Consider the following 23,790-nt stretch of genomic DNA (forward strand, 5'->3'; position numbering starts at 1 on the left):
ACAGGTTCATGACGCGAGAAGAAGGCGACCGCGATCAGCCGCCGAACGGGACCACGATCTGCTGCGCCGAGGCGCGGGCGATCAGCTCGCCGTCGGGGCGTCGGAAGTCGGCCTCGACGTGGATCATGCCCTTGGTCCTGGCGACCACGCGACCTTCCAGCGTCAGCACCTCGGCCTTGCCGACCCGGATGAAGTCGACCTTCAGGTTGCTGGTGCGGAACATGGCGTCGGCGGACGCGACGGTCATGGCCGCGAAGGCCAGGATCTGATCGGCCAGGGCGGCGATGTAACCTCCGAACAGCGAGCCGTCGACGTTCAGCAGTTCCGGCGCCGGCGTCCAGGTCTTGCGGACCCAGCCCTCGCCCCAGTCGTCGAGACCGCCCAGCTGAAGCGTTTGAACCACCGGCGGCAGGACGACGTCGCCGCCCTTGATCTGGTCCAGCCGGTCGGTGGCCCAGGTCAAACGGCGACCGCCGCCTTGATGTGCGGGTGGGCCTCGTAGCCTTCCAGCTGGAAGTCCTCGTAGTCGAAGGCGAACAGGTCGCGCTTGTCGGCCATCTTCAGGGTGGGGAAGGGCTTGGGCTCGCGCTGGATCTGTTCGCGGGCCTGTTCCAGGTGGTTCAGGTAGAGGTGGGCGTCGCCGAAGGTGTGGACGAACTCGCCCGGCTCCAACCCCACGACCCGGGCGACCATGATCGTCAGCAGGGCGTAGGAGGCGATGTTGAACGGCACGCCCAGGAAGACGTCGGCGCTGCGTTGATAGAGCTGGCAGCTGAGTTTGCCGTCGGCGACGAAGAACTGGAACAGGCAGTGGCAGGGCGGCAGGGCCATGTCCTCGACGTCGGCCGGGTTCCAGGCGCTGACGATGTGGCGGCGGCTGTTGGGATTGGTCTTCAGGCCTTCGACCAGGTTGGCGATCTGGTCGATCGACTGGCCGTTCGGAGCCGCCCACGAACGCCACTGCTTGCCGTAGACGGGACCCAGGTCGCCGTTTTCGTCGGCCCACTCGTCCCAGATCTTGCAGCCGTTGTCCTGCAGGTACTTTACGTTCGTGTCGCCCTTCAGGAACCACAGCAGCTCGACGATGATCGAGCGCAGGTGCAGCTTCTTGGTGGTCAGCACCGGGAAGCCCTTCGACAGGTCGAAGCGGATCTGCCGGCCGAACACGCCCAGCGTGCCGGTGCCCGTGCGGTCGCCGCGCTGGACGCCGTTCTCCAGGATGTCGGCGAGCAGGTTCAGGTACTGCCGCTCGGGATGGTCGGCGGCGGCCTGTTCGGCGTGAATGGCGGTGACGGCGTTCATGGCGCCACTCTCCTACGCGAATCGCCGCGATGGCCAATCACAAAAACGCCCCGCTCGAGGTCTCGGGCGGGGCGTCTTGTCGCGGGTCTGGCGGAGGCTTAGCGCGCCGGCTCGAGACCGGTGTTCAGCACCCAGCCGACATTGTCGTTCTCGTCGGCGACTTCCCACCACAGGCCGTTCTTCTCGCCGGTGGGATAGACGATCGCGCCGGCGGGGAGGGCGCGGATCAGCTTGCCGCCGGCCGCGGCCGTGGCGCGCAGGTTTGTGACCCGGCTGGCCACGAAGGTCTTGGACGGAGCGGCGGCCGCGGCCGTGGTCGTGGTCGACAGCAGGCCCAGGTCGGTCACCAGCTTGGTGTAGCTGTTGATGAACGACAGGGTGATGATCCGGCCGATCTCGGTGTCTTCATAGCCGCCGCCGACCGCGCCGGCGAAGCCGATGCCGCCGCCAGCACCCCAGCCGATGTCGTTCTTGGCCGCGTAGCCTTCCTGCACGGCCACCGTCTCGGTGGTGCGCACGTTGGTCAGGGACAGCACGGTGTTGGCTTCCAGCTTCTTGGTCTTGATGCCGCCGATCAGGCCGCCGGCCCGGCCGCCGATCAGGCCGCCGATCGCGCCGGCCACGGCGCCGCCGCCCGAATTGCCGTCAGCGGCCTGGACCTCGGCCACCAGCACGTAGTCGGCGGCCTTGATCTGGCCCTGGCCGACGTTGGAGCCGCGCTGCATGCCGAGATTGCCGCCGATATTGCGCTCGATCTGGGCGGCGTTGAGGCCCGCGCCACGGTCGACCAGGTTGAAGCAGCCCGACTTCTGGACCATCGCCTTCAACAGCTTCTGCGGCGAGGCCAGATTGTACTGCATCCAGCCGCGCGTATCGTCGCCGTCCATGATCGACAGCGTGCCCAGCTTGCGGGCGCAGCGGGGGATTTCGGCGACGGCCTGGGTCTGGAGCTTCTGGGCGTTGCTGGGTCTGGCCTGGGCCAGGGCCGCGCTCGGCGCGAGAATAGACAGCGTGAAGCCGGCCGTGACCAGGCCCGATAGCAGTTTCATAATACGCTCCAGAAAACTCCGACGAGCACCAACCTTAGCTTGAGGCAGAGGCTCGGCCAAGCTTGCCTCAGCCCGCGAAACCGCCTTCGTCGAGGAAGTCCTGTTCGGCCGCCGTCGTGCTTCGGCCCAAGGCCTTGTTTCGGTGAGGGAAACGGCCGAAGCGGGCAATGATGTCGCGGTGGGCGATCGCCCACTTCAAAGTATCGGCGTCGCCTGTCTCCTTCAGAAGCCCTTCGCAAAGGGCGATGCTGGTCTCCTGGTCGGCCAGTGACTCCGAGTGCTCGTAGGGCAGGTAGAAGAACGGCCGCAGCTCGGGCGCGACGGCCTTGTCATGGCCGGCCGCGAGGGCCGCGGCGGCGATCGCCCGGGCCTTGCCGTCGGTGGCGAAGGCGTGGCCGCTGTCCCGGTAGAGGTTGCGGGGGAACTGGTCCAGCAGGATCAGCAGGGCCAGGGCGCCTTCCGAGTCGGCGGCCCAGGCGTCGTACTTGCCCCGCGCGGCGGCCAGGTGGACGGGTTCGAACTTCAGCCGGATGGCGGCGTCGAAGGCGTCGGACTTGGCGAACCACTTGTCCGGACCGGCGGCGGTCCAGAAACCCAACACGTCCTGCGGTTTGGCGGTCATGGCGGATCCCCCTGAGGGTGACTTTTGAAACGGACGGCGTCGTTCAAATGCGGTTCATGCAACAGGGACGACACTCGACGCAAGGGATGAGCGACAGGGCCGACACGAGGCCCCTTGGAGCACTTGGAAAGCAATGAAACGTCTGATCACGACGGCGATGGTCCTGTCCTTGCTGGGCGGCGTCGCGGCGGAAGCCGCCGGCGCGGGCCTGGGGCAGGAACGCCCTGAACGCCAGGGACGCCAAGGCGGCGGGCGCGGCGACGGCGGTGGGGGCGGTTGGCGTCAACAGCAGTCACAGGACCAGCCGCAGCAGCCTCAAGCGCAGCAGCAACAGCAACAACAGCCTTCCGGCGGCGGGGATCGCGGCGGCGGCTGGCGTCAGTCGGGCGGCGATCGCGGTGATCGCGGCCCTAGTTCCGACGGGGGCGGCCGCTCGCCCCTGACGCCGCGCCCCCAACCTCAACCGCAACAGGCCGCGCCCGCGCCGCAGGCCCCGAGCCCGCAGCAAGCCCAGGGCCAGCAGCAAGGCCGCGACGGCGGCGGCTGGCGGGGCCAGGGCGGACGTCCCGGCGGCGGCGATCGCGGGGACCAGAACCGGGGCGATCAAAATCGCGGCGACCAGAACCGAGGTGACCCGAACCGTGGCGACCGCAACGGCGGCGACCGGGGCGGCTGGGATCGCAACGCCCAGAACGGTGGTCAGAACGGCGGCTGGGACCGCGGTCCCGGTCGTGGTGACCAGGGACGGGGCGATCAAGGTCGCGGCGATCACGGCCGGCCGGGTCAGAACAACGGCCACTACCGCGATCGCGACAACGACCGTCAGCGCTACGACCAGCGCCGCTACCGGCCGTCCTATCGCGCCGCGCAGCGCTACCGGGCCCCGGCCTACCGCTATCCGCGCGGCTTCTATGCGCGGTCCTGGTCGTTCGGCGACTACCTGCCGGGCGGCTGGTACGGCTCATCCTACTATCTGGACGCCTGGCAGTTCGGCCTGCCGTATCCGCCCATCGGCTGCGAGTGGGTGCGGGTCGGCAACGACGCCCTGCTGGTCGACGTCTGGAGCGGCCAGGTGCTGAGCGTCTATTACGGCCTGTTCTGGTAGCTTGGCCGCGTGTTGAAGAAGCCCGGGCGGATCGCCGATCCGCCCGGGCTTTGTCGTTTCGAGCGCCTGTCGTCTGGCCGAGGCTCCGACGGTGAAGTTTTCGACGGGGCGGTGTCGGATCGCGGACGACGGGATCGTCCTAGGGGCGTTGGCGCAATGCCTTCCCCGCCGCGTGACGGCCTCGAAAGGAACGACGATGTTGAAAGCTTCGCCCATGGTCTGGACGGGACGCGTCCTGACCGGCCTGTTCGCCCTGTTCATGCTGGGCGCGTCGGTCCTGCCGAAACTGGCGGGCATGCCGGTGGCGGCCGACACCCTGACGGCGCTGGGCTGGAAGGCCGACTACGTCCTGATGATCGGGCTCATGGAGCTGACCTTCGTCGCGCTCTACCTCTTTCCGCGCACGGCCGTGCTGGGCGCGGTGCTGATGACCGGCCTCTTGGGCGGCGCCATGGCGACCCAGGTCCGGGTCGAGAACCCGTTGTTCAGCCACGAGCTGTTCTCGATCTATCTGGGCCTGTTCATGTGGGGCGGCCTGTGGTTGCGCGATCCCGCGCTGCGGGCGCTGTTCCCGTGGCGCAAGGCCTGAGGCCAGCTCGGTTCAGGCGAAGCGATCGGCGCGTCCAGGAGGGCGTTTGGGAGGGCTTCTCGAAGGCTTGCCATGGCGGTGGAACGCCCCAGCGTCTAAAACGTCGCCACAGAGGCTTTCGGGTCACGGTGTTCTGTCGTCATCGCCTTGACGAAACGGCAAAAAAACGCTCAAACGCCCGGCCTTTGTCGCTTCGCTGTTGCGCGAGGCGGCCTATTTGACCAGTCCTGGAGAAAAAACATGCGCGTCTATTATGATCGCGACGCCGACCTCGCTCGCATCCTGGACAAGAAGATCGCGATCGTAGGCTATGGTTCGCAAGGTCACGCGCACGCTCTCAACCTTCGGGACTCGGGCGCGACCAACGTCGCCGTCGCCCTGCGCGCCGGCTCGGCCACCGCCAAGAAGTGCGAAGCCGAAGGCCTGAAGGTCATGACCGTCGCCGAGGCCGCCGCCTGGGCCGACCTGATCATGATCCTGGCCCCCGACGAGCATCAGGCCGCGATCTACAAGAACGACATCGCGCCCAACATCCGCGACGGCGCGGCCCTGCTGTTCGCCCACGGCCTGAACGTGCACTTCGGCCTGATCGAGCCCAAGGAGACCATCGACGTGCTGATGGTCGCCCCCAAGGGCCCTGGCCACACCGTGCGCGGCGAATATCAAAAGGGCGGCGGCGTGCCCTGCCTGATCGCGGTGCACCACAACGCCACCGGCAACGCCCTGGACCTCGGCCTGGCCTACGCCTCGGCTATCGGCGGCGGCCGTTCGGGCATCATCGAGACCAACTTCCGCGAGGAATGCGAAACCGACCTGTTCGGCGAGCAGGCCGTCCTGTGCGGCGGTACGGTCGAGCTGGTCCGCGCCGGCTTCGAAGTGCTGGTGGAAGCCGGCTACGCGCCGGAAATGGCCTATTTCGAGTGCCTGCACGAGCTGAAGCTGATCGTCGACCTCATGTACGAAGGCGGCATCGCCAACATGAACTACTCGATCAGCAACACGGCCGAGTACGGCGAGTACGTCACCGGTCCGCGCATCATCACGCCGGAAACCAAGGCCGAGATGAAGCGCGTGCTGGAAGACATCCAGTCGGGCAAGTTCGTCCGCGACTTCATGCTGGAAAACCAGGTGGGCCAGCCGAGCTTCAAGGCGACCCGTCGCCGCTCGGCCGAGCACCAGATCGAGGAAGTCGGCGGCCGCCTGCGCGCCATGATGCCCTGGATCGCCAAGAACAAGCTGGTGGACGTGGCCAAGAACTAGGCTTCGGCTTCATCGCTGGATACGGAAGAGCCCGGCCTCGCGCCGGGCTCTTTTCGTTTGGGCGCTTGCCGTTCGTCGCCCTTCGCGTGAAGCTTCCGCCGTCCCGCTGAACGGGATGAGGGGAACGCCCGATGAAACGCCTGCTCGCCGTCATGACCGCCTGCGCCGCCCTGGGGGCCGCCGCCACGCCGGCCGCCGCCGCCGAGGTCGCCTACAAGCTCGACGAGACCCACACCGAGACCAGCTTCGTCATCGACCGCTTCGGCTTCACCTCGGTGATCGGCATCTTCGGCAAGGCTGAAGGCACGATCTGGCTGGACGAGGCCGCGCCCGAGAAGTCGCGCGTCGAGGCCACGGTCAGCGTCGACAGCCTGCAGGCCGGCAACGCGACGCGCGAGGAGCACCTCAAGGGCGAGCGCTGGCTGAACGCGGCCAAGAACCCGACCATGACCTTCAAGTCGACCAAGGTGGAGAAGACCGGCGACGCGACGGCCAAGGTCACCGGCGACCTGACGATCATGGGCGTGACCCTGCCGACCACCTTCGACGTCAAGCTGAACAAGCTGGGCTCGGCCCCGAACAACAACAAGAAGCAGGCCGGCTTCACCATCACCGGCTCGATCAGCCGCAAGGCCTTCGGCAGCGCCGGGGCGGCGGGCGTGATCGGCGACGCGGTGGCCATCCGCATCGAGACGCTGGGCGTGGCGCAGCCGTAAGGCCCTAGCCCAGCACGAACACCGGACCCCAGGCCACCAGGTACTTCCGCACGCCGGTCGACAGGTGAGGGCGCAGCTGCCAGGCGCCGGGCGGCAGGGTCTGGGCGCCGGGAGCCTCTACATAGGTCTCGATCAGCGCCTCGGCGCCCGGCTCGGACACCGAGAACTGGTCGATGCGCGGCGTGGCGTTCGACAGGGCCGTGGCGATGGCGGCGACCGACGCCACCCGCAGCGGGGCGGGGACGGCCAGGCGGGCCGAGACCTCGGCATAGGCCCCGACCGCGATCACCTCGCGGCCCTGGCGCAGCACGCCGTAGCCGACGTGGGTGAAGCCGGGCGCCAGCAGGTTGGCGCGGTGGCCGGGGCTGGTCTTCCATTGCCCCATGATCTGATCGGGCCGCACCGCCCCGGCCGCGTTCATTCGCTCGGCGATGTTCTCGCCCGGGGCGCCGATCAGGTCGCGGGCCAGCAGGCCCACCCGGGCGGCGGGACCGAAGCCTTCGCGGGTCATGTGGTCGAAGACCCCCGTGCGGACGATGTCGGCGGCGTGGGCGCGGGCCGCCAGGGTCAGGCCGGGATCGGGCGCCAGTTCGGAGAGCCTCTGGCCGCGTCGGAAGATGTCGCCCAGGTCGCGCAGGTCGGTCTCGAAATCGGGATCGAAGTCGCCCCTGTCCTCGGCCAGCTGGCGACGCAGGCGGCGGTCATAGGCCAGCCAGGGGTCGCTGATGGCGGCCCCCGCGGGGTTGGGGGCGAGGCTGGGCATGACCAGGGCGGAAGCGGTCGCGGCGATCAGAGTGCGGCGGTTTGGGGCGATCATGGTCCTCAAGGCGGTTGACAGCGTCCCGTTTCGGCAAGCTCTAAGGGTCTATGAGACCCGTACGTTCCATTTGGCTGGCCGGACCCGAACCTTGGCTTCCCGACGCCGAGGCCCAAGCCGCGCGCCAACGCGCCCTCTGCCTGGATAACGGCTTCACCGGCCTGACCGCTCCCGCCATCGTCGAGACCCAGGCCGACAATGTCGAGATCCAGGCCCGGGAACTCTACGCCGAGAGAATGGCCAAGCTGCGGCAGGCCGACGCCGGGATCATCAATCTGACGCCGTTCCGCGGTCCCTCCTGCGCCAGCGCCGCCGCGTTCGAGGCCGGGGTGCTGGCCGGGCTGGGCCGGCCGGTCATGGCCTATGTGAACGTTTCCGACGAGAGCGAGGCCGAATATGTCGACCGGGTCGAGGTGCATGTCGGCGCCCAGCGCGACGAGCACGGCGTCTGGCGCGACGGAGACGGCTGCGTGGTCGAGGACTTCGGCCTGCCCGAGACCCTGATGCTGTGGGCCGAGGCCCGTCGGCTGTTCGTGATCATCACCGACGACCCGCTCCACGACCTGACGGGCCTGGAGATGTGCCTGGAGGCGCTGGCGCTGTACGCGGAGTAGGGCGGCTCACGCACTTGCCCCCACCTGGCGGCTTCGCCGCCTGTCCGCCCCCATAGGGGGCGGAGGACGCCGCGCTCAAGAGCCTCTTCCCCCTATGGGGGAAGACGATCGCGAAGCGATCCGTAGGGGGCAAGTGGTGATGAGCGAGCTACCCGGCCGCCAACGCCGCCAGCGCCGCCCGCGCGGCCTTGGCCGCCGCCACCATGTTGACCAGGGCGGGGCGCACCTCGTCCCACTTGCGGGTCTTCAGGCCGCAGTCGGGATTGACCCACAGCTGGCTCGGCGAGAGGCGGCGGCCCGCCGTGGTCAGCAGGGCGACCATCTCCTCCGAGCCCGGCACGCGCGGCGCGTGGATGTCGTAGACGCCAGGCCCGATCTCCGCCGGATAGGCGTAGGCCTCGAAGGCGTCCAGCAGCTCCATCTTCGAGCGCGCGGTCTCGATGGAGATGACGTCGGCGTCCATCGCCCCGATCGCGGCGATGATGTCGTTGAACTCCGAATAGCACATGTGGGTGTGGATCTGGGTCTCGTCGCGGACGCCCGAGGCCGTCAGGCGGAAGGCCTCGACCGCCCAGTCCAGATAGGCCTGGCGGTCGGCGCGGCGCAGGGGCAGGCCCTCGCGCAGGGCCGCCTCGTCGATCTGGATGACCTTGGCGCCGGCCGCCTCCAGGTCGACCACCTCGTCGCGGATCGCCAGGGCGATCTGCCGGCAGGTCTGGCTGCGCGGGATGTCGTCGCGGACGAACGACCACTGCAGGATGGTGACCGGGCCGGTCAGCATGCCCTTCATCGGCCGGTCGGTCAGCGACTGGGCGTAGCGCCACCACTCCACCGTCATCGCCCTGGGCCGCGACACGTCGCCGAAGATGATCGGCGGCCGCACGCAGCGCGAGCCGTACGACTGCACCCAGGCGTGCTTGGTGAACACGAAGCCGGCCAGCTGCTCGCCGAAGTACTGGACCATGTCGTTGCGCTCGAACTCGCCATGCACCAGCACGTCGAGGTCGATCTCCTCCTGCCAGGCCACCGCGGCGGCGGTCTCCTCACGCAGGAACACTTGGTAGTCGGCGTCGGCCAGGGCGCCCTTGGCGTGGGCGCTGCGGGCCTTGCGCACGGCGCTGGTCTGGGGGAACGAGCCGATCGTGGTCGTCGGCAGCGGCGGCAGGTTCAGGCGCGCCTGCTGCAGGGCGATGCGCTGGGAGAACGCCGCGCCGCGCCGGGCGTCGTCAGAGGTCACGGCCGCCAACCGCGCCTGGACGGCGGGGTCGTGGATGCTGGGCGAGGCGCGACGGGCGGCGGCGGCCTTGGACGCGGCCTCCAGGGCGGGGCGGACGGCGTCGCGACCTTCGTTCAGGGCCTTGGCCAGGACGGCCAGCTCCTCGATCTTCTGGACGGCGAAGGCCAGCCATTGGCGAACCTCCGGATCCAGGGCCGTCTCCAGCTCCAGGTCGATCGGCGTGTGCAGCAGCGAGCACGACGGGGCCAGGACGACGCGGTCGCCGCCGCGCTTGGAGACGATCGGGTCCAGCCGGTCGAGCAGGGCCTCCAGGTCGGCGCGCCAGACGTTGCGGCCGTCGATCACGCCCAACGACAGCACCAGGCCCTCGCGGGCCGCCGACAGCACGGCGTCCAGTTGCTCGGGCGCGCGGGCCAGATCGACGTGCAGGCCGTCGACCGGCAGGTTGGCGGCGGTCGACAGGTTGTCGCCATAGGCTCCGAAATAACTGGTCAGCATGATGCGCAGGCCCGGCGTGGCGTGGGTCAGCAGGCCATAGGCCCGGCGCAGCTCGCCGCGCTCGAATTCGGTCAGGTCCAGCGCCAGGCAGGGCTCGTCGATCTGCACCCAGTCGGCGCCGGCCGCCATCAGGCGCTGCAGGACCTCGACATAGACGGGGATCAGCGAGGACAGCAGCGACAGCGTCGAGAAGTCCGGATCACGGGTCTTGGCGAGCTTCAGGAAGGTGACCGGACCCAGCAGCACCGGGCGGGTGCGGATCCCCAGGGCCTTGGCTTCCAGGAACTCGTCGATCGGCTTGGTCGAGGACAAGGCGAAGACCTGGCCGCGCGACACCTCGGGGGTCAGGTAGTGGTAGTTGGTGTCGAACCACTTGGTCATCTCCATGGCGGGCAAGCCGGCGCCATGGGCGTGGAGATGGCCGTGCTCGCAGACCTCGGCCTGGCCCTGGGTCCCCCGCGCCATGGCGAAGTAGGTCGCGGTGTCGACCGGTCCGCCGGCCTGGCCGTAGGCGGCCGGGATGGCGCCGACCATCACGCTGGCGTCCAGCACGTGGTCGTAGAGCGAGAAGTCGTTGCTGGGCACGTGATCCACGCCCAGGGCCTTCTGGCGGGCCCAGGCCTTGGCGCGCAACTCGGCGGCCGCGGCCAGCAGGGAAGGGGCGTCGATCTTGCCGGCCCAGTGGTCCTCGAGCGCGAGCTTCAGCTCGCGGCGGGGGCCGATGCGGGGAAAGCCCAGGGTGGCGACGGTGACGGTCATTTCAAAAAGCCTCTGCCGGTGTGATGGCGGGAGGCTGATCGGGGCGCGCGGTCGGCCGCGCACGGGTGCTCACGCCCCGGTCACGCCTTGCAAGCGACCAGACCGGGCACCCCGCCGGAGGACGTTATCTGTCGGGGCAGGTCTCCTGGCTCACGGGTCAGCGCCCCTGTCCTGGCCTTCCCGACACGCCACCGATCCAGCTTCGGCGCGTCAGTGACACGTAACGGACAGCGGCTCGCCGCTCACAGTTGCGGGGGCAGCGCCGGATTCGGGTTTTCAGGCCCTCACCGACTTCCCTCTTAGCTCCGGACGCGAGCGTCCGCAGACCACGACGAGCATAGGAAGCGCCCGTTCCGCCCGATCGTCAAGAGGGATATAAAGATATCCTTATATGATTTTCCGAGCGTCGGAGGCCGAAGCGAAAGAATGGGATCGACCGGTCAGGCGGGGTCGATCACAATGTCTTCCAATCTGGTAGGATTTAAGCCGCGTGAGACCTTCATCGACCATCGCCGTCGTCGGCGCCGGCTTCAGCGGCGTCATGACGGCCCTTCATCTGCTGCGCCAGGACGCCGCCGTGAAGGTCGTGCTGGTCGAGCGCCGCAGTCCGCTTGGCCTTGGGGCGGCCTACGCGACCGACAATCCGCGCCATCGGCTCAATGTCCGGGCCGGCAACATGAGCGCGTGGCCGGATCAGCCCAACGCGTTCGTCGACTGGCTGGCGGCTCAGGGGCGCGACGTGGGGCCGGGCGGATTCGCGACCCGCGGAGACTACGGCGCCTACCTCCAGAGTCTGCTGGCCGGGGTCGCCGAGGGGCCCGAGGCGGCGGGCCGGCTGGTGATCACGCCCGACGAGATCACCGCGATCACGCGCTCCGGCGACGGCTGGCGCCTGACCTGCGGGATGGGGCGCACGCTGAGCGCGGACGCGGTGGTGCTGGCGCTCGGCAATCCGCCGCCATCGCGGCCCGAGGGCGTCGATCGGGACTTCGCCGAATCCGATCTCTACGTCGCCGATCCGTGGCGCTGGGAGCCGCGCGTTCCAGAGGGAGACGCGCCGATCCTGCTTCTGGGCTCAGGCCTGACTATGGTCGACGTGGCCCTGGCGCTGGACGAGGCGCGCCCCGGGCAGTCCTTCGTCGCCCTGTCGCGACGCGGACTGACCCCGCTGCGGCACGACGGCGCGCCGCCGGTCACGCTTCCGCCGCCGCCGTCGCCCTTGGCGGGGCCGTCGCGAACCCTGGCCTGGCTGCGGTCGGCGGCGGAGCGGCATGGGTGGCGCACCGCCATCGACGCCCTTCGGCCCGTGACCAAGGCGCTATGGCGCGGATGGAGCCTCCAGCAGCGGACCCGCTTCCTGCGCCACGGGCGGGCGTTCTGGGACGTGCACCGGCATCGCCTGGCCCCTCAGGTGGCGGCGCATATCGACCACATGCGCCGGACGGGACGCCTAAGGGTCATCGCGGGGCGGCTGGAGCGCGTCGACGCCGCCCGGGATCAAGGTTTCGCCGTGACCTGGCGTCCACGCGGCTCGGCGCGATCCGAGCGGTTCGAGGCCGGCCTGCTGGTCAACTGCACCGGTCCGGCGGCGAGCCTGGCGCGATCGTCCGAGCCCTTGCTGGCGTCGCTGTCGGAACAGGGGCTGGTCCGGCCCGATCCCTTGGGTCTGGGCGTCGATGTGGACGTCGATCATCGCGTGATCGCCGTGTCCGGCCAGGCGCAGCCCACGCTGTTCGCGGTCGGGCCGATGACGCGCGGCGCGCTCTGGGAAATCAACGCCGTGCCGGACATCCGCGTCCAGGCCGTCGAGGTCGCTCAGGGCGTGATCCGGGCGCTGCGATGACGCCGCGCGTCACCAGCCCAGGGCCGAGTCGCCGCGCAGGATCGCCTCGGCCGCCGCCGAATGGCCCGCGCCCTCTCGCTCATGCAGCACCAGAGGCGGCAGAAGGACCAGCGGCGCCTTGCCGGTCTTGATCGCCCGCACGATCACCCGCTTGGCCGGAGCGTCGGCGAAGGGGGCGACGGGGCGGATCTTGAACGAGCCGGCCTTGGGCGCCAGCAACGCGAGAATGTCGGCCAGGCGGTCGGCGCGGTGGATCAGGGTGATGGTCCCGCCCTCGCGCACCGCCTTCAGGCAGAACGCCGTCCAGGCCGCCAGCCCGCCGTCGGCCATCCAGGCGCCGGATTTCTCGGGGGAGGGCGCGCGCAGAGCGGCGGGATCGTCGAAAAAGGGCGGATTGCTGATCGCCGCATCGAACACCGGCAGGTCCAGGGCGCGAAAGCCGCGCTCGACCTCGCCGCCGACGATCTCGACCCGATCGGTCATTTCGTTGAGCGCGACATTGCCCCGGGCCAGGTCGGCGGCCGCGGAATCGCGCTCCAGCCCGACGAATCGGGCTTCCGGACACCGGCTCGCCGCCGCCAGCAGGGCGCCGCCAACCCCGCAACCGGCCTCGATCACCCGTTCGCCGGGATCCGCGTCGCAGGCCGCCGCCAGCAGGGCCGCGTCCATGCCCGCGCGATAGCCCGCCACGGGCTGACGCAGCCTTACGCGGCCGTTCAGGACGGCGTCTTCGGTGACCCCCGAGGGTTCCGGAGGGGCTGGTATCTCGTCCGGCAACGTTTCAAGCCTTGTGCTCGCCTTGACCCTGACCTATCCCGCCAGCATTGTCGCTCGCAACGGCTGATCAAGCCCAAGGGACGCGAGGCGCACGCCGACCGCCGGCGGGCGTCAGCAGGGAGAGTATGGTTTTGGACGCAGCTGCAGCGACCCTCGCCCGGGAGCCGGGATCGGTGGATCGTCTCGTGCGGCTGGCCGCCGCCGACATGGCCGGGGTCGACGCCCTGATCACCGCGCGCATGCAGAGCGAGGTTCCGGTCATTCCCGCCCTGGCCGAGCACCTGATCGCCGCCGGCGGCAAGCGCCTGCGTCCGCTGCTGACCGTGGCCGCCGCCCGCCTGGCCGGGTCGGACAACGCCGCCTGCCTGAAGCTGGCCGCCGCCGTCGAGTTCATCCACACCGCCACCCTGCTGCACGACGACGTGGTCGACGGCAGCCAGCTGCGGCGCGGCAAGGTCGCGGCCCACCTGATCTGGGGCGCGGCCCAAAGCGTGCTGGTCGGCGACTTCCTGTTCGCCCGGGCCTTCGAGCTGATGGTCGAGACCAACTCGATGAAGGCGCTGGAGATCCTGGCCAAGGCCAGCCGCGTCATCGCCGAGGGCGAGGTGCTGCAGCTCACCCGCAGCCACGACCTGAACCTCTCCCAGGCGCTGTATCTGGAGATCATTTCCGCCAAGACCGCCGAACTGTTCGCGGCGGCGTCGGAAGCCGGCGGCGTCTCGGCAGGCGTGTCACCGGACCAATCCGACAATCTGCGCGCCTATGGCATGAACCTCGGGATCGCCTTCCAACTGGCCGACGACGCCCTGGACTACGGCGGCGCCACCGAAGCCCTGGGCAAGAACGCCGGCGACGACTTCCGCGAAGGCAAGGCCACCCTGCCGCTGCTGCTGGCCATCGCCCGCTCGGGTCCGCGCGAGGCCGAGTTCTGGGAACGGGCCATCGGCCGCCGCGAGCAGACCGAAGCCGACTTCCGCCGGGCCCGCGAACTGATCGTCGGCACCGGGGCCCTGGAGGCCACGCTCGACCTGGCCGCCAGCTACGCCGACAAGGCCAAGGCGGCGCTGTCGGGCTTCCCGGCCAACGACTGGCGCGCCAGCCTGGAAAGCCTGGCCGACTTCGCGGTCAGCCGGCGAACCTGACATGACCTGGGCGGGGGGGAACAAGACCAGCAACATGCTTCCGCTGCCGCCGGAAGGTCCGCTGCCGTCCCTGAACACCGTTCTGAAGGCCACGCCGGCAAATCCCAGCGGGGATCCCCACGGTCATGCCCACCAGGCCGGCGAGGCGGCCGGCCAGGTGATCGGCGGCGGCCTGGGCGTTCTGGTTGGCTTCAGTGTCCTGCTGTTGATGTTCGGCCCCGTGCTTTGGGTGCCGCTGTGGGCGGCCTTTTCGGCGGGCGTGCGGGTCAAGGCCCTGGCGCACAACGGCTGGCTGACGGCCGGGGCGGCGATCGCCGCCGGCCTGGCCGTGGCCTTCGTGCAGTTCCTGCTGCTGGTCCAGAAGAGCCCGCTGCTGCGCTATCCGGCCGTGCTGCTGTTCTCGCTGGCCTGGGTGGGCGGGCTGTGGCTGGAGCTGACCGCCCCGCCGCACAACTGGCTGGTCCCGCCGCCTTGGCACGCGCCGGGGCCCTGGGCGATGGCGATCGTCGGCGTCGGCACGGTGATCTATGCCGGGCTCTACCTGCTGATCCTCACGCGCTTCGGCAAGGGCCGATGGGCGCGCAAGTGGCAGCTGATCAAGTAGGCGCTTAAGCCTTCGCCTTCAGGCACAGGTCCAGGTGGGTGCCGTTGTCGTCCTCGACGTGACGCTTCCAGGCCGCGTCGACATTGGCGATCACCTCGGCGGGCGTCGCGCCCTTCACGGCCTCGCGCTTCTTCTTGCGGTGCAGGATCTCGACGCCGTAGCCCAGGTCCAGGAAGAAGCTCAGCAGGGCCGAACCCTCGGCGCGCGAGGTCTCGGCCTGGAAGCGCGGCGAATATTCCAGGAACGTGATCGGCTTCTGCTCGGCCATGAAGGCCTTGGCGCCCATGAAAGCGCGATATTCCATGCCCTCGATGTCGATCTTCATCACGTCGACCTTGCCCAGCTCCCCGCGCAGCAGGTCGATCGGCACGACCGGCGCGAAATCGTAGTCGCTCAGGTCGTCCGGCGCGGCCTGGCCCGAGGGCTCCAGCTGGTGGTTGTTGTGCATGGTCTGGCGACGCAGGAAGGCCGTCTCCAGCTTGTCGGACACGCCCACCAGGATCAGGCGGATGTTGTCGATGGCGTTGGTCTTGGCGCTTTCGAGGATCACCCGGCCGTTGCCGGGGCTCATCTCGATGGCGATCACCCGACCGGTCGGCCCGACCTTCTTGCCGGCCGGCAGGGCGAAGGCGCCCCAGCTGGCGCCGACGTCCAGCACGGTCATGCCGGGCTTCAGGGTCTGCAGGAAATAGTCCAGCACCCAGGGCTCGTAGTCCTTGCCGTCCAGCAGCTGCTTGGTGATCACCCAGTGGTCGGGCATGCGGAACGTGCAGCCGCGGAACTTCACCGAAGTGGGGACGGGGGCGGCGCCGACCGGCAGCGAGATCGCCTGGTGCTTCTTCTTGCGGAACAGACCCATGGAGCCCTCGTGAGCGCGGCGCTTTGGAATCAAGCGCGGCGGCTTTGTTTCTGGGCCGACACATAGCGATAGCTTGTGGCAAGGTCACGTCCGCCGGCCGAGAAAGGTGAAGCTCGACATCGATCGCGATTTGTCGCACGCCTGGGGCCCCAATCGCGTCGTCGCCGGAGACCGTCATGATCCGCCTGCTGCTCAACATCCTGTGGTTCATCTGCGGCGGCTTCATCTCGGGCTGCCTGTGGCTGCTGGGCGGTGCGCTGCTGGCCATCACGATCGTGGGCCTGCCCTATGCGGGCGCGGCCTGGCGTATCGCCGGCTTCGCCTTCTGGCCCTTCGGCAAGGAGATCGTGCCCCGAGAGCTGGTGACCGGCCGCGACGACCTGGGCACTGGCGGCCTGGGCTGCGTGCTCAATGTGATCTGGTTCCTGCTGGGCGGCTGGTACATCGCCCTGTCGCACCTGATCGCCGCCGCCGCCGAGGCGGTGACGATCATCGGCATCCCGTTCGCGATCAAGGACCTGCAGCTGGCCATCGTGGCCATCGCCCCGATCGGCCGGACGGTGGTCGACCGCCGCTAGAGCGGAAGCCCCTAGGCGGCGGCCTTGCGCAGGACCACCAGGTCCTGCCAGCCGTCATAGGCCGGAGAGACTTCCCAGCGGCCGGCCTTGACCGAGACCCGCTCCAGCCCAGCCTCTTCGGCCAGGTTCAGCAGCAGGGTCTGGTCGTGGGCGATGGCGCGTTCGGGCGTGCGGGGGTCGGCGACCATCGAGCCGTCCCGCCAGTCCTGCAGACGCATGTTGGCGCGCCGGCGCACCCGCTCGCGTCGTTCGTCGTCGAGCAGATAGGCCGTGAAGAACACCCGTCCGCCCGGGGCGAGGACGCGGGCCGTCTCCGACAGATAGCGCGCGACGTCGCCCAGCGGCATGTGGCTGTAGACCGATGTGGCGAAGACCAGGTCGAAGGTCTGGTCGGCGAACGGGAACTCGAAGCGCGAGGCGGGGACGTCGCCGTCGGGGCGGTAGTCGCCGTTGCGCACGGGCGCGTGGATGAAGCGGAAGTCCGGCCGCGACTTGGCGAACCGGCGCTGGCAGGCCGCGATCGCCGCCTCGGTGATGTCGAAGCCGGCATAGCCGCCCGAGGGGGACAGGAAGTCGGCGAGGGCGGTGGTGACGCGGCCCGTGCCGCAGCCGATGTCCAGCACCCGATCATCCGGCGCCAGCCCGGCATGCTCGCGCAACTGGGTGAAGATGTGTCGGCCGACCGCCTGGAAATCGCCGCCGCCGACATGGTGGATCACCTGCAGGGGATCGGCCCAGCGTTTCGGATCGGACAGGCGCGCCGGGAGGCTGCGGATATCCTCCACGAGGCCGGCGGCCGAACGAACCCAGCCGGTGGGCAAAAGGCTCGCGGCCTGGCGTCTCACCTCGATGAGAGCGTCGATGTTACTCATTGGTCCCCCGACCAGTACTGATGGCGGAGCCTTAGCGAGCTCGACCGTGCCGAGCAATAGCCAAATTCACCCTAGAGTTGGATGACGTGATCGCTGCTGACGCGTCGAGCGGGACCGCTGGGCTTTGCTCGATTACGGGGCGACGATGCCGATCCAGGCGAGGCCGCCCGGCAGCTCGAAATCAGCGTAGTCGACCTGCAGCACCCGTCGGCGGCGCGGCGGTTCCGCGCGGTCCGAGGCGTGGAGGATCGGGGTGGCGTAGGCCCAGACGTCGCCGGGCGCGGCCAGGCAGTCGATGACCGGGTGGGCGGCGGCGCGTTCGGCCGCCTCCTCCGCCGGTACGCGGCCCAGGCTATGCGAGCCCAGAGCGACGCGCAGGGGCGCATTGCCCAGGGCGACGGGGTCGAGGTGGATGCGCAGGGTGATCATCCGCGCCAGGATCTCGAAAGGCGGCGCGACGTGCAGCAGGCCGTCCTTGGTCGACCAGGGGCCGAAGCCTTCGACCTCGACGCGTTCGGCGACKGGCAGCGTGCGGTCCTGATGCCAGGCCACGGCCCAGTTGGCGTCGGGCGTCTTGTCGAACATCACCGCGTGCACGGGGCGGGCGGTCTGCGAGGTCAGGCGGGCGGCCAGGGCGCCGACGGGGCCGGTCGTTGCCAGGATGTCGTCGAGCACGGGAGCGTCGCGCAGCCGCGCTCCGGGGCGGGCGCCGACCACCTGGTCGGCCAGGTCGCGCAAGGCGGCGAGGTCGTCCGGCGAGAGGACGCCTGGAAAATGGACGGCGCCGTCACGTGCGAAATCGCTGGGTGCGCTCATCCCAGACTCCGCCGCAGCACGTGGGTCCAAGGGCCTGAAGTGTCTGGTGAAAACCCCTGCGCTTCCCAGAACGGACCGGCGGCAGGGGAGGCGGCGGCGTTGCAGGTCAGGAGATCGACCTGGTCGAGGGCTTCCTGGATCAGGGCCGAGGCCAGGGTTCGCGCCACGCCCTGGCGACGGAAGGCGGGGCGGACATAGAAGCGGCGCACGCGGCGGGCCGGCTCGTGGGCGGCGGGCTCGACCGACAGGCCGCCGATCCCCGCCAGTTCGCCGGCCAGCAGCGCGCCCAGCAGGGCCTCGCCGTCGCCGTCGAAGCGCTGGTCGCCGCCGGCCCAGTCCCGAGCCAACAGCACCATGTTGCGAACGCCCTCGCTCGCCGCGTCGGCGAGGAGGGCGTCGAAGCCGTCCGGCAGGTCGTCGATGATCCGGATCAGCTGAATCAAGATCAGCCCGGCGAGATCATGTTCTCGGGGCGGACGTACTGGTCGAACTCTTCGTTGGTCAGGTAGCCGCCGCCGACGGCCTCCTCGCGCAGGGTGGTGCCGTTCTTGTGCGCGGTCTTGGCGATCTTGGCGCAGATGTCGTAGCCCAGCTTGCCGTTCAGGGCCGTGACCAGCATCAGGCTGTTCTCGACGCCCTTCTTGATGTTGTCGACGCGGGGCTCGATGCCGACGACGCAGTTGTCGGTGAAGCTGATCGCGGCGTCCGACAGCAGGCGCACCGACTGCAGGAAGTTGTAGGCCATCACCGGGTTGAAGACGTTCAGCTCGAAGTGGCCCTGGCTGCCGGCGAAGGTGACGGCGGCGTGGTTGCCGAACACCTGCACGCAGACCTGGGTGAGGGCCTCGCACTGGGTCGGGTTGACCTTGCCCGGCATGATCGACGAGCCGGGCTCGTTCTCCGGCAGGCTCAGTTCGCCCAGGCCGGCGCGCGGGCCGCTGCCCAGGAAGCGGATGTCGTTGGCGATCTTGAACAGGCTGGCGGCGACCGTGTTGATCGCGCCGTGGCTGAAGACCATGGCGTCGTGGGCGGCCAGGGCCTCGAACTTGTTCGGAGCGGTCTTGAAGGGCAGGCCGGTGATGCCGGCGATCTGTTCGGCCACCTTCTCGGCGAAGCCGATCGGGGCGTTGAGGCCGGTGCCGACCGCGGTGCCGCCCTGGGCCAGCTCCATCAGCTTGGGCAAGGTGCTTTCGATGCGCTCGACGCCGTTGGCCACCTGCTGGGCGTAGCCGCCGAACTCCTGGCCCAGCGTCAGCGGGGTGGCGTCCTGGGTGTGGGTGCGGCCGATCTTGATGATCTTGGCCCAGGCGTCGGACTTGGCCTTCAGGGCCGTGTGCAGGTGCTTCAGGGCCGGCAGCAGGTCGTGGACGATCTGCTCGGCGCAGGCCACGTGCATCGCCGTCGGATAGGTGTCGTTCGACGACTGGCTCATATTGACGTGGTCGTTGGGGTGGACGGGTTTCTTGGAGCCCATCTCGCCGCCCAGCATCTCGATCGCGCGGTTCGAGATCACCTCGTTGGCGTTCATGTTCGACTGGGTGCCCGAGCCGGTCTGCCAGACCACCAGCGGGAAGTGCTCGTTCAGCTTGCCTTCGATGACTTCGTTGGCGGCCGCGACGATGGTCTCGGCGATCTTGGGGTCCAGCTTCCCCAGGGCCAGGTTGGCCTCGGCGGCGGCGCGCTTGACGATGCCCAGGGCGCGGACGACGGGAAGCGGCTGCTTCTCCCAGCCGATCTTGAAGTTGCCGAGCGAGCGCTGGGCCTGAGCGCCCCAGTACTTGTCGTTCTCGACGGCGATCGGGCCAAAGGTGTCGGTCTCGTTGCGCGTGGCGGTCATGCGGCGGGTCTCCCGGAAAAACGGTCGAGCGGGGTCTAGACCCAAGGCGGGCGGAGGGCAACGTTCCGCGCTTGCGAAGGCGTCAAACGGGCCTTACGCCTCGAAATCTGGCGGAACAGGAGTCTTCCATGAGCCCTCACATCGCCCTGCTGCGGGCCGTCAATGTCGGCGGGCGCAAGGTGCTGAAGGACGACCTGCTGGGCCTGGCCAAGGACCTGGGCTTCGACGACGCCAAGACCCTTCTGGCCAGCGGCAACCTGGTGCTGTGGGGCAAGGCCGGTTCGGACGCCGACATCGAAAAGCGCCTGGAGGATGGGCTGGAGAAGCGCATGGGCCTGCGCACCGACTTCATGGTCCGCTCGCCGGCCGAGCTGAAGGCGATCATCGCCGCCAATCCGTTCCCCGACCTGGTCGAGGCCCGCCCGAGCCACCTGGTCGTCAACTTCCTCAAGCAGCCGATCCCGGCGGGCGACGTCGAGGTGCTGCGCGCCGCGATCACCGGTCGCGAACGCGTCGAGGGCGGCGGCAAGCAGCTCTATGTCGACTTCATCGACGGCATCGGCGAGTCGATGCTCGACCGCGACTGGAAGAAGACCAAGAAGGCTCCGGTCGGCACGGTCCGCAACTGGAACACGGTGATGAAGCTGGCGGCGATGGTGGGTTTGTAAGGGACGCGGCCGTCCGGTCTTGGCTATACCGACCGCAGACAAGGAGACCGCCCATGCTCGTCGCCACCACCAACGATCTGCCTGGCTACCGCATCGTCGCCCATCTGGGCCTGGTGCGCGGCGTCACCGTTCGCTCGCGCAGCGTGATCGGCAATCTCGGCGGTTCGATCCAGTCGATCTTCGGCGGCAAACTGTCGATCTACGTCAACCTGGCCGAGGCGGCCCGTCAGGAAGCCTACGACCTGCTCGTGGCCCACGCCGCCGAGTTGGGGGCCAACGCCATCATCGCCATGCGCTACGACGCCAACGAGATCATGGAAGGCATCACCGAGGTGCTGGCCTACGGCACCGCCGTGAAGGTCGAGCCGACCGCCTGATCATGGACGATGGCTGGACGCATCACGGCAAGGTCCGGGCCCGCGAGGACGGCGGTGAGCTGACCCTGGTGGTCGACGGCCTGACCACCCAGGCCAAGTACTACAAGCCGCTGATCTACGAGTTCTTCCGCAAGGTCTGGCGCGGCTCGCGGCCGGCCTGGGGCGAATTCTCGGTCGAGATCGGCATGGAGTTCGTCGGCGAGCCGCCGTGGATGGACCTGGACAACCTGGCCAAGGCCCTGCTGGACGCGATCAAGGGCTACGCCTTCCACGACGACGCCCAGGTCGCCCGGCTGCTGGTCGAGCGCCGTCCGGCCGAGCGCGAGCGGATCGTCATCGTGGTGCGGAAGCTAGAGTCGCGCTTTCTGCGGTCCACGCTCGAAGACTGACGAGCCCACCGCGACCAGCATCACCAGCATGAAGGCGCCGTAGCGGCCCAGGCTGGCCGGCTCGTCGGACATCAGCTGTTGGAAGTGGGCCAGCACCAGGTCGGCGCCCGCCAGGATCGGCATGCCGAAGGCCATGGCCGGGAACAGCCGCCGTCCGCGCGGAATGCGCCGCAGCCGCGCCGTCGCCTGAAAGACGAAGGTCACCGCCGCGGCCGCCGCGAAGGCGTTCAGCGCATAGAACCAGAAGGCCTGTTCCAGCAGCCCGCCGCCGTAGGCCGCGTAGAACAGCGTGGCGGCCAGCCAGGCCAGCAGGCCGGCAAGGCTGAAGATGGCGGCGTCCAGTTTTGACACGATCGGCTCCCCCCGAGGCTTCCCCGGGGAGGGCGGTGCATGGGGCGTGCCGAACCCCTGCGTCCTTCGAGGCCCGCTGCGCGGGCGCCTCAGGATGAGGAATTCAGAGCCAATTCACGATCCTCATCCTGAGGTGTGAGCCGCAGGCGAGCCTCGAAGGACGCAGAGCGCTAGGCGTTCCAGAATTCCAGGAAGCCCCACGCCGCCAGCAGCAGGGCGAAGCCCAGGAAGACCAGGGTCGTGCAGGTGAAGGCCAGCTTGCGCAGCGAGGTCCAGCTGTCGACCCGGCGGCCGCCGCGCCACACCACGGGCAGCATGGCCAGGGTGGCGATGGTCAGCAGGGTGGCGACGAAGGCGCAGGCCGAGGCGCTGAGCAGCCAGCCGCTGGGCCAGCCGTAGAACACCTTGGCCAGGTCGCGGGCGCCGCTGGCGAACACGCCCACGCCGATCAAGGCGATCAGCCAGAGGATGGCCTGGATGGTCTGCAGCAGGCTGGCGCGGGCCTGGGTCGGGGTCTGGCGCGACTCGCGGCTGTCGCGGGTGGCCACGCCGATCAGGGTGGCGATGGCGGCCAGGGCGGTCAGCACCGCGAACATGGTCAGCAAGCCCGGTTGATGCGGGAAGCCGATGCGCTCGAACGCCGCCACGCCCGTCGGCGAGAAGAACCGCGTGACCTTGCCGTCGTCGCGCTGGAAGACCAGCAGGCCCGAACCGCTGAGCGGCGCGAAGGTGTCGGGCTGGTCGGTCGCCGTCCATAGGCTGGACTTGCCGTCGATCGTCAGGGTCAGGCGGCCGTCCGGCGCGGCGCGCACGGTCGCCTCGCCGATCAGGCGGTCGATGAAGCCTTCCAGCCCGCCGTACGAGCGGCGGGTGGTCAGGAACTGGCCCTCGTAGGCCTGGGCCTCGTCATGGGTGATCCGGCTGGCGGCGGGGATCTCGGGACGCGGCGCGTAGAAACGCTCGAGGATGGTGGCGGGCAGGGTGGCGGGCAGGTCGGCGCCGGTGTCGGTGTTGACCGCCACGAACACGCCCAGGCCCAGCTCGGGGACCATGACCATGTTGGAATGGAACCACAGGGTCGCGCCGGCATGGCCGAAGCCCCGGCGGCCGCCGGGCAGGGGGATGTCCATGAAGCCGGCGTTCCAGCCCGGCGCGCCGTCGGCCGGGCGGTACATCGAGGTGCGGAACATCGCGCTGGTCTTGGGCGAGAACACCGTCTTGCCGTCGATGGTCCCGCCGTTCAGCAGCAGCGTCATGTAGCGGGCCATGTCGCCGGCCGTGCTGGAGGCCGAGCCGGCGGGCGCGATGTGGCCGATGAACTCGGGCGTTTCGGTCTGGAAGCCCAGCGGGGTCCAGCGGAAGCCGTCCGACAGGTCGGCCGCCAGGGCCGGCGCCATCGGGGCGGGCAGGTCGTCCCGCCACGGACGGTTCTCGCGGAAGGTGGTGTGGGTCAGGCCGGCGGGCAGGATCACCTGGTCGGCGACCACCTTCTCGAACGGCTGGCCCGTCACGTTGGCCAGGGCCGCGCCGGCGAGGCCCGCGCCGTAGTTGGAATAGGCCGGCAGCAGGCCCGGCTCGCGCACGCGGTTGGGACGCTCCTGACGCAGGTACAGATCCAGCGGACGCTCGCGACGCGCGTCGCGCTCGAACAGCTGGCCCAGGGCCCGGTCCTCGAACCCGGCGGTGTGGGTCATCAGGTCGCGCAGCCGCACGGGCGTCTTCTTGCCCTGGTCCTTCAACTGCAGCTTCTCGGGCAGGTAGATGTTGATCGGGGTGTCCAGGCGCATGCGCCCGGCCTCGACCTCGTTCATCAGGGCGATCCAGGTGAAGGTCTTGGAGATCGAGCCGACGCGGAACAGGGTCCTGTCGGGATCGACCTTGCGGCCGTCGTTCAGGCTGGCGACGCCGTAGCCCTTCTTCAGCACCACCTGGCCGTTCTGGACGACGGCGATGGTCACGCCGGCGATGTGGTCGCGGGCCATGCGGTCGCGGATGACGCCGTCGACATAGGCCTCGAGATCGGCGGCCGGCAGCGGGGCCGCGGGGCTGGCCAGGACCGGCKACGGGGTCGGCGCGGCGGCGGCGCTCGGGGTCGTCGCGGGCGCGGGC

26 protein-coding genes, 1 pseudogene and 1 riboswitch are annotated in these 23,790 nt (G+C 69.4%); of the genes and pseudogenes, 12 read left to right on the top strand and 15 right to left on the bottom strand.

What is annotated here, in order from left to right:
• Window positions 1-34: 34 nt before the first annotated feature.
• The 4 genes from AC1DMQ_RS24225 to AC1DMQ_RS24240 all read right to left on the bottom strand — a co-directional run bounded on the left by AC1DMQ_RS24225 (window position 35) and on the right by AC1DMQ_RS24240 (window position 2,973).
• Window positions 35-463 carry a PaaI family thioesterase gene (locus AC1DMQ_RS24225; protein WP_477036092.1) on the bottom strand — a complete coding sequence of 143 codons (429 nt, stop codon included), beginning with the start codon at window positions 461-463 and terminating at the stop codon, window positions 35-37.
• Complete coding sequence (locus tag AC1DMQ_RS24230) at window positions 460-1,302, bottom strand: thymidylate synthase (protein WP_477036093.1); 843 nt, start codon at window positions 1,300-1,302, stop codon at window positions 460-462. Before AC1DMQ_RS24230 ends, AC1DMQ_RS24225 begins: the two co-directional genes overlap by 4 nt.
• Before the next feature lie 98 nt (window positions 1,303-1,400).
• Window positions 1,401-2,351: an SH3 domain-containing protein gene (locus AC1DMQ_RS24235; RefSeq protein WP_477036094.1), complete on the bottom strand. Its 951-nt coding sequence runs from the start codon at window positions 2,349-2,351 to the stop codon at window positions 1,401-1,403.
• A 67-nt stretch (window positions 2,352-2,418) separates the two neighbouring features.
• Window positions 2,419-2,973 (bottom strand): DUF924 family protein, encoded by a 555-nt coding sequence (locus AC1DMQ_RS24240; RefSeq protein WP_477036095.1) that lies wholly within the window; start codon window positions 2,971-2,973, stop codon window positions 2,419-2,421.
• Between the two features lie 133 nt (window positions 2,974-3,106).
• Here AC1DMQ_RS24240 and AC1DMQ_RS24245 point away from each other — a divergent pair, with 133 nt between their 5' ends.
• From AC1DMQ_RS24245 to AC1DMQ_RS24260, 4 genes are all read left to right on the top strand, one after another.
• Window positions 3,107-4,078 carry an RcnB family protein gene (locus AC1DMQ_RS24245; RefSeq protein ID WP_477036096.1) on the top strand — a complete coding sequence of 324 codons (972 nt, stop codon included), beginning with the start codon at window positions 3,107-3,109 and terminating at the stop codon, window positions 4,076-4,078.
• A gap of 196 nt (window positions 4,079-4,274) precedes the next feature.
• Window positions 4,275-4,667: a DoxX family protein gene (locus AC1DMQ_RS24250; RefSeq protein WP_477036097.1), complete on the top strand. Its 393-nt coding sequence runs from the start codon at window positions 4,275-4,277 to the stop codon at window positions 4,665-4,667.
• Between the two features lie 240 nt (window positions 4,668-4,907).
• A complete protein-coding gene (ilvC, locus tag AC1DMQ_RS24255; RefSeq protein WP_477036098.1) occupies window positions 4,908-5,927 on the top strand; it encodes a ketol-acid reductoisomerase in 1,020 nt (339 codons plus the stop codon).
• Between the two features lie 131 nt (window positions 5,928-6,058).
• Complete coding sequence (locus AC1DMQ_RS24260) at window positions 6,059-6,643, top strand: YceI family protein (protein ID WP_477036099.1); 585 nt, start codon at window positions 6,059-6,061, stop codon at window positions 6,641-6,643.
• 4 nt (window positions 6,644-6,647) lie between these two features.
• Here AC1DMQ_RS24260 and AC1DMQ_RS24265 read toward each other — a convergent pair whose 3' ends face one another.
• A complete protein-coding gene (locus AC1DMQ_RS24265; RefSeq protein WP_477036100.1) occupies window positions 6,648-7,460 on the bottom strand; it encodes a CAP domain-containing protein in 813 nt (270 codons plus the stop codon).
• Window positions 7,461-7,510: 50 nt separating this feature from the next.
• On the opposite strand from AC1DMQ_RS24265, the gene AC1DMQ_RS24270 reads away from it, so the two are divergent.
• Window positions 7,511-8,074 (top strand): nucleoside 2-deoxyribosyltransferase, encoded by a 564-nt coding sequence (locus AC1DMQ_RS24270; RefSeq protein ID WP_477036101.1) that lies wholly within the window; start codon window positions 7,511-7,513, stop codon window positions 8,072-8,074.
• Window positions 8,075-8,222: 148 nt separating this feature from the next.
• Here AC1DMQ_RS24270 and metE read toward each other — a convergent pair whose 3' ends face one another.
• Entirely contained in the window at window positions 8,223-10,568 is a 2,346-nt protein-coding gene (metE, locus tag AC1DMQ_RS24275) for a 5-methyltetrahydropteroyltriglutamate--homocysteine S-methyltransferase (protein ID WP_477036102.1), read from the bottom strand.
• A gap of 118 nt (window positions 10,569-10,686) precedes the next feature.
• Window positions 10,687-10,914: riboswitch (cobalamin riboswitch) on the bottom strand.
• Between the two features lie 144 nt (window positions 10,915-11,058).
• Here metE and AC1DMQ_RS24280 point away from each other — a divergent pair.
• Window positions 11,059-12,411, top strand: a complete 1,353-nt coding sequence (locus AC1DMQ_RS24280; protein WP_477036103.1) for an FAD/NAD(P)-binding protein — start codon at window positions 11,059-11,061, stop codon at window positions 12,409-12,411.
• Window positions 12,412-12,420: 9 nt separating this feature from the next.
• Here the strand turns inward: AC1DMQ_RS24280 and AC1DMQ_RS24285 are convergent, their stop codons facing one another.
• Entirely contained in the window at window positions 12,421-13,101 is a 681-nt protein-coding gene (locus AC1DMQ_RS24285; protein WP_477036104.1) for a tRNA1(Val) (adenine(37)-N6)-methyltransferase, read from the bottom strand.
• Window positions 13,102-13,319: 218 nt separating this feature from the next.
• Here AC1DMQ_RS24285 and AC1DMQ_RS24290 point away from each other — a divergent pair, with 218 nt between their 5' ends.
• Window positions 13,320-14,330, top strand: coding sequence for a polyprenyl synthetase family protein (locus AC1DMQ_RS24290; protein ID WP_477036105.1), 1,011 nt, complete (start codon window positions 13,320-13,322; stop codon window positions 14,328-14,330).
• Window position 14,331: 1 nt separating this feature from the next.
• Window positions 14,332-14,934 carry a hypothetical protein gene (locus tag AC1DMQ_RS24295; protein WP_477036106.1) on the top strand — a complete coding sequence of 201 codons (603 nt, stop codon included), beginning with the start codon at window positions 14,332-14,334 and terminating at the stop codon, window positions 14,932-14,934.
• Between the two features lie 4 nt (window positions 14,935-14,938).
• Here AC1DMQ_RS24295 and AC1DMQ_RS24300 read toward each other — a convergent pair whose 3' ends face one another.
• Window positions 14,939-15,793, bottom strand: coding sequence for an FkbM family methyltransferase (locus tag AC1DMQ_RS24300; RefSeq protein WP_477036107.1), 855 nt, complete (start codon window positions 15,791-15,793; stop codon window positions 14,939-14,941).
• A gap of 176 nt (window positions 15,794-15,969) precedes the next feature.
• Between AC1DMQ_RS24300 and AC1DMQ_RS24305 the strand changes: the two genes are divergently transcribed.
• Window positions 15,970-16,371: a YccF domain-containing protein gene (locus AC1DMQ_RS24305; protein WP_477036108.1), complete on the top strand. Its 402-nt coding sequence runs from the start codon at window positions 15,970-15,972 to the stop codon at window positions 16,369-16,371.
• A gap of 11 nt (window positions 16,372-16,382) precedes the next feature.
• Here AC1DMQ_RS24305 and AC1DMQ_RS24310 read toward each other — a convergent pair whose 3' ends face one another.
• From AC1DMQ_RS24310 to fumC, 4 genes are all read right to left on the bottom strand, one after another.
• Complete coding sequence (locus AC1DMQ_RS24310) at window positions 16,383-17,243, bottom strand: class I SAM-dependent methyltransferase (RefSeq protein WP_477036109.1); 861 nt, start codon at window positions 17,241-17,243, stop codon at window positions 16,383-16,385.
• Between the two features lie 132 nt (window positions 17,244-17,375).
• A complete protein-coding gene (locus AC1DMQ_RS24315) occupies window positions 17,376-18,059 on the bottom strand; it encodes a phytanoyl-CoA dioxygenase family protein (RefSeq protein WP_477036110.1) in 684 nt (227 codons plus the stop codon).
• Window positions 18,056-18,502: a GNAT family N-acetyltransferase gene (locus AC1DMQ_RS24320; RefSeq protein WP_477036111.1), complete on the bottom strand. Its 447-nt coding sequence runs from the start codon at window positions 18,500-18,502 to the stop codon at window positions 18,056-18,058. The genes AC1DMQ_RS24315 and AC1DMQ_RS24320 overlap by 4 nt, the downstream gene beginning before the upstream one ends.
• Before the next feature lie 2 nt (window positions 18,503-18,504).
• Window positions 18,505-19,896 carry a class II fumarate hydratase gene (gene fumC / locus AC1DMQ_RS24325; protein WP_477036112.1) on the bottom strand — a complete coding sequence of 464 codons (1,392 nt, stop codon included), beginning with the start codon at window positions 19,894-19,896 and terminating at the stop codon, window positions 18,505-18,507.
• Between the two features lie 128 nt (window positions 19,897-20,024).
• Here fumC and AC1DMQ_RS24330 point away from each other — a divergent pair, with 128 nt between their 5' ends.
• Genes AC1DMQ_RS24330 through AC1DMQ_RS24340 form a run of 3 tightly spaced genes read left to right on the top strand, consistent with a single transcriptional unit; the run spans window position 20,025 to window position 21,330 of the window.
• Window positions 20,025-20,564, top strand: coding sequence for a DUF1697 domain-containing protein (locus AC1DMQ_RS24330; protein WP_477036113.1), 540 nt, complete (start codon window positions 20,025-20,027; stop codon window positions 20,562-20,564).
• A 53-nt stretch (window positions 20,565-20,617) separates the two neighbouring features.
• Entirely contained in the window at window positions 20,618-20,941 is a 324-nt protein-coding gene (locus AC1DMQ_RS24335; protein ID WP_477036114.1) for a YbjQ family protein, read from the top strand.
• 2 nt (window positions 20,942-20,943) lie between these two features.
• Window positions 20,944-21,330 (top strand): RusA family crossover junction endodeoxyribonuclease, encoded by a 387-nt coding sequence (locus tag AC1DMQ_RS24340; RefSeq protein ID WP_477036115.1) that lies wholly within the window; start codon window positions 20,944-20,946, stop codon window positions 21,328-21,330.
• Here the strand turns inward: AC1DMQ_RS24340 and AC1DMQ_RS24345 are convergent.
• From AC1DMQ_RS24345 to AC1DMQ_RS24355, 3 genes and pseudogenes are all read right to left on the bottom strand, one after another.
• Window positions 21,292-21,681: a hypothetical protein gene (locus AC1DMQ_RS24345; RefSeq protein WP_477036116.1), complete on the bottom strand. Its 390-nt coding sequence runs from the start codon at window positions 21,679-21,681 to the stop codon at window positions 21,292-21,294. The two genes, AC1DMQ_RS24340 and AC1DMQ_RS24345, sit on opposite strands and share 39 nt — an antisense overlap.
• A gap of 55 nt (window positions 21,682-21,736) precedes the next feature.
• Window positions 21,737-21,827 (bottom strand): annotated as a pseudogene (locus AC1DMQ_RS24350) (hypothetical protein); the annotation flags it as partial.
• A 24-nt stretch (window positions 21,828-21,851) separates the two neighbouring features.
• Window positions 21,852-23,790 (bottom strand): serine hydrolase domain-containing protein (locus AC1DMQ_RS24355; RefSeq protein WP_477036117.1); only part of this gene is annotated, 1,939 nt, incomplete at its 5' end.

Source organism: Caulobacter sp. 05L422, assembly GCF_056397765.1.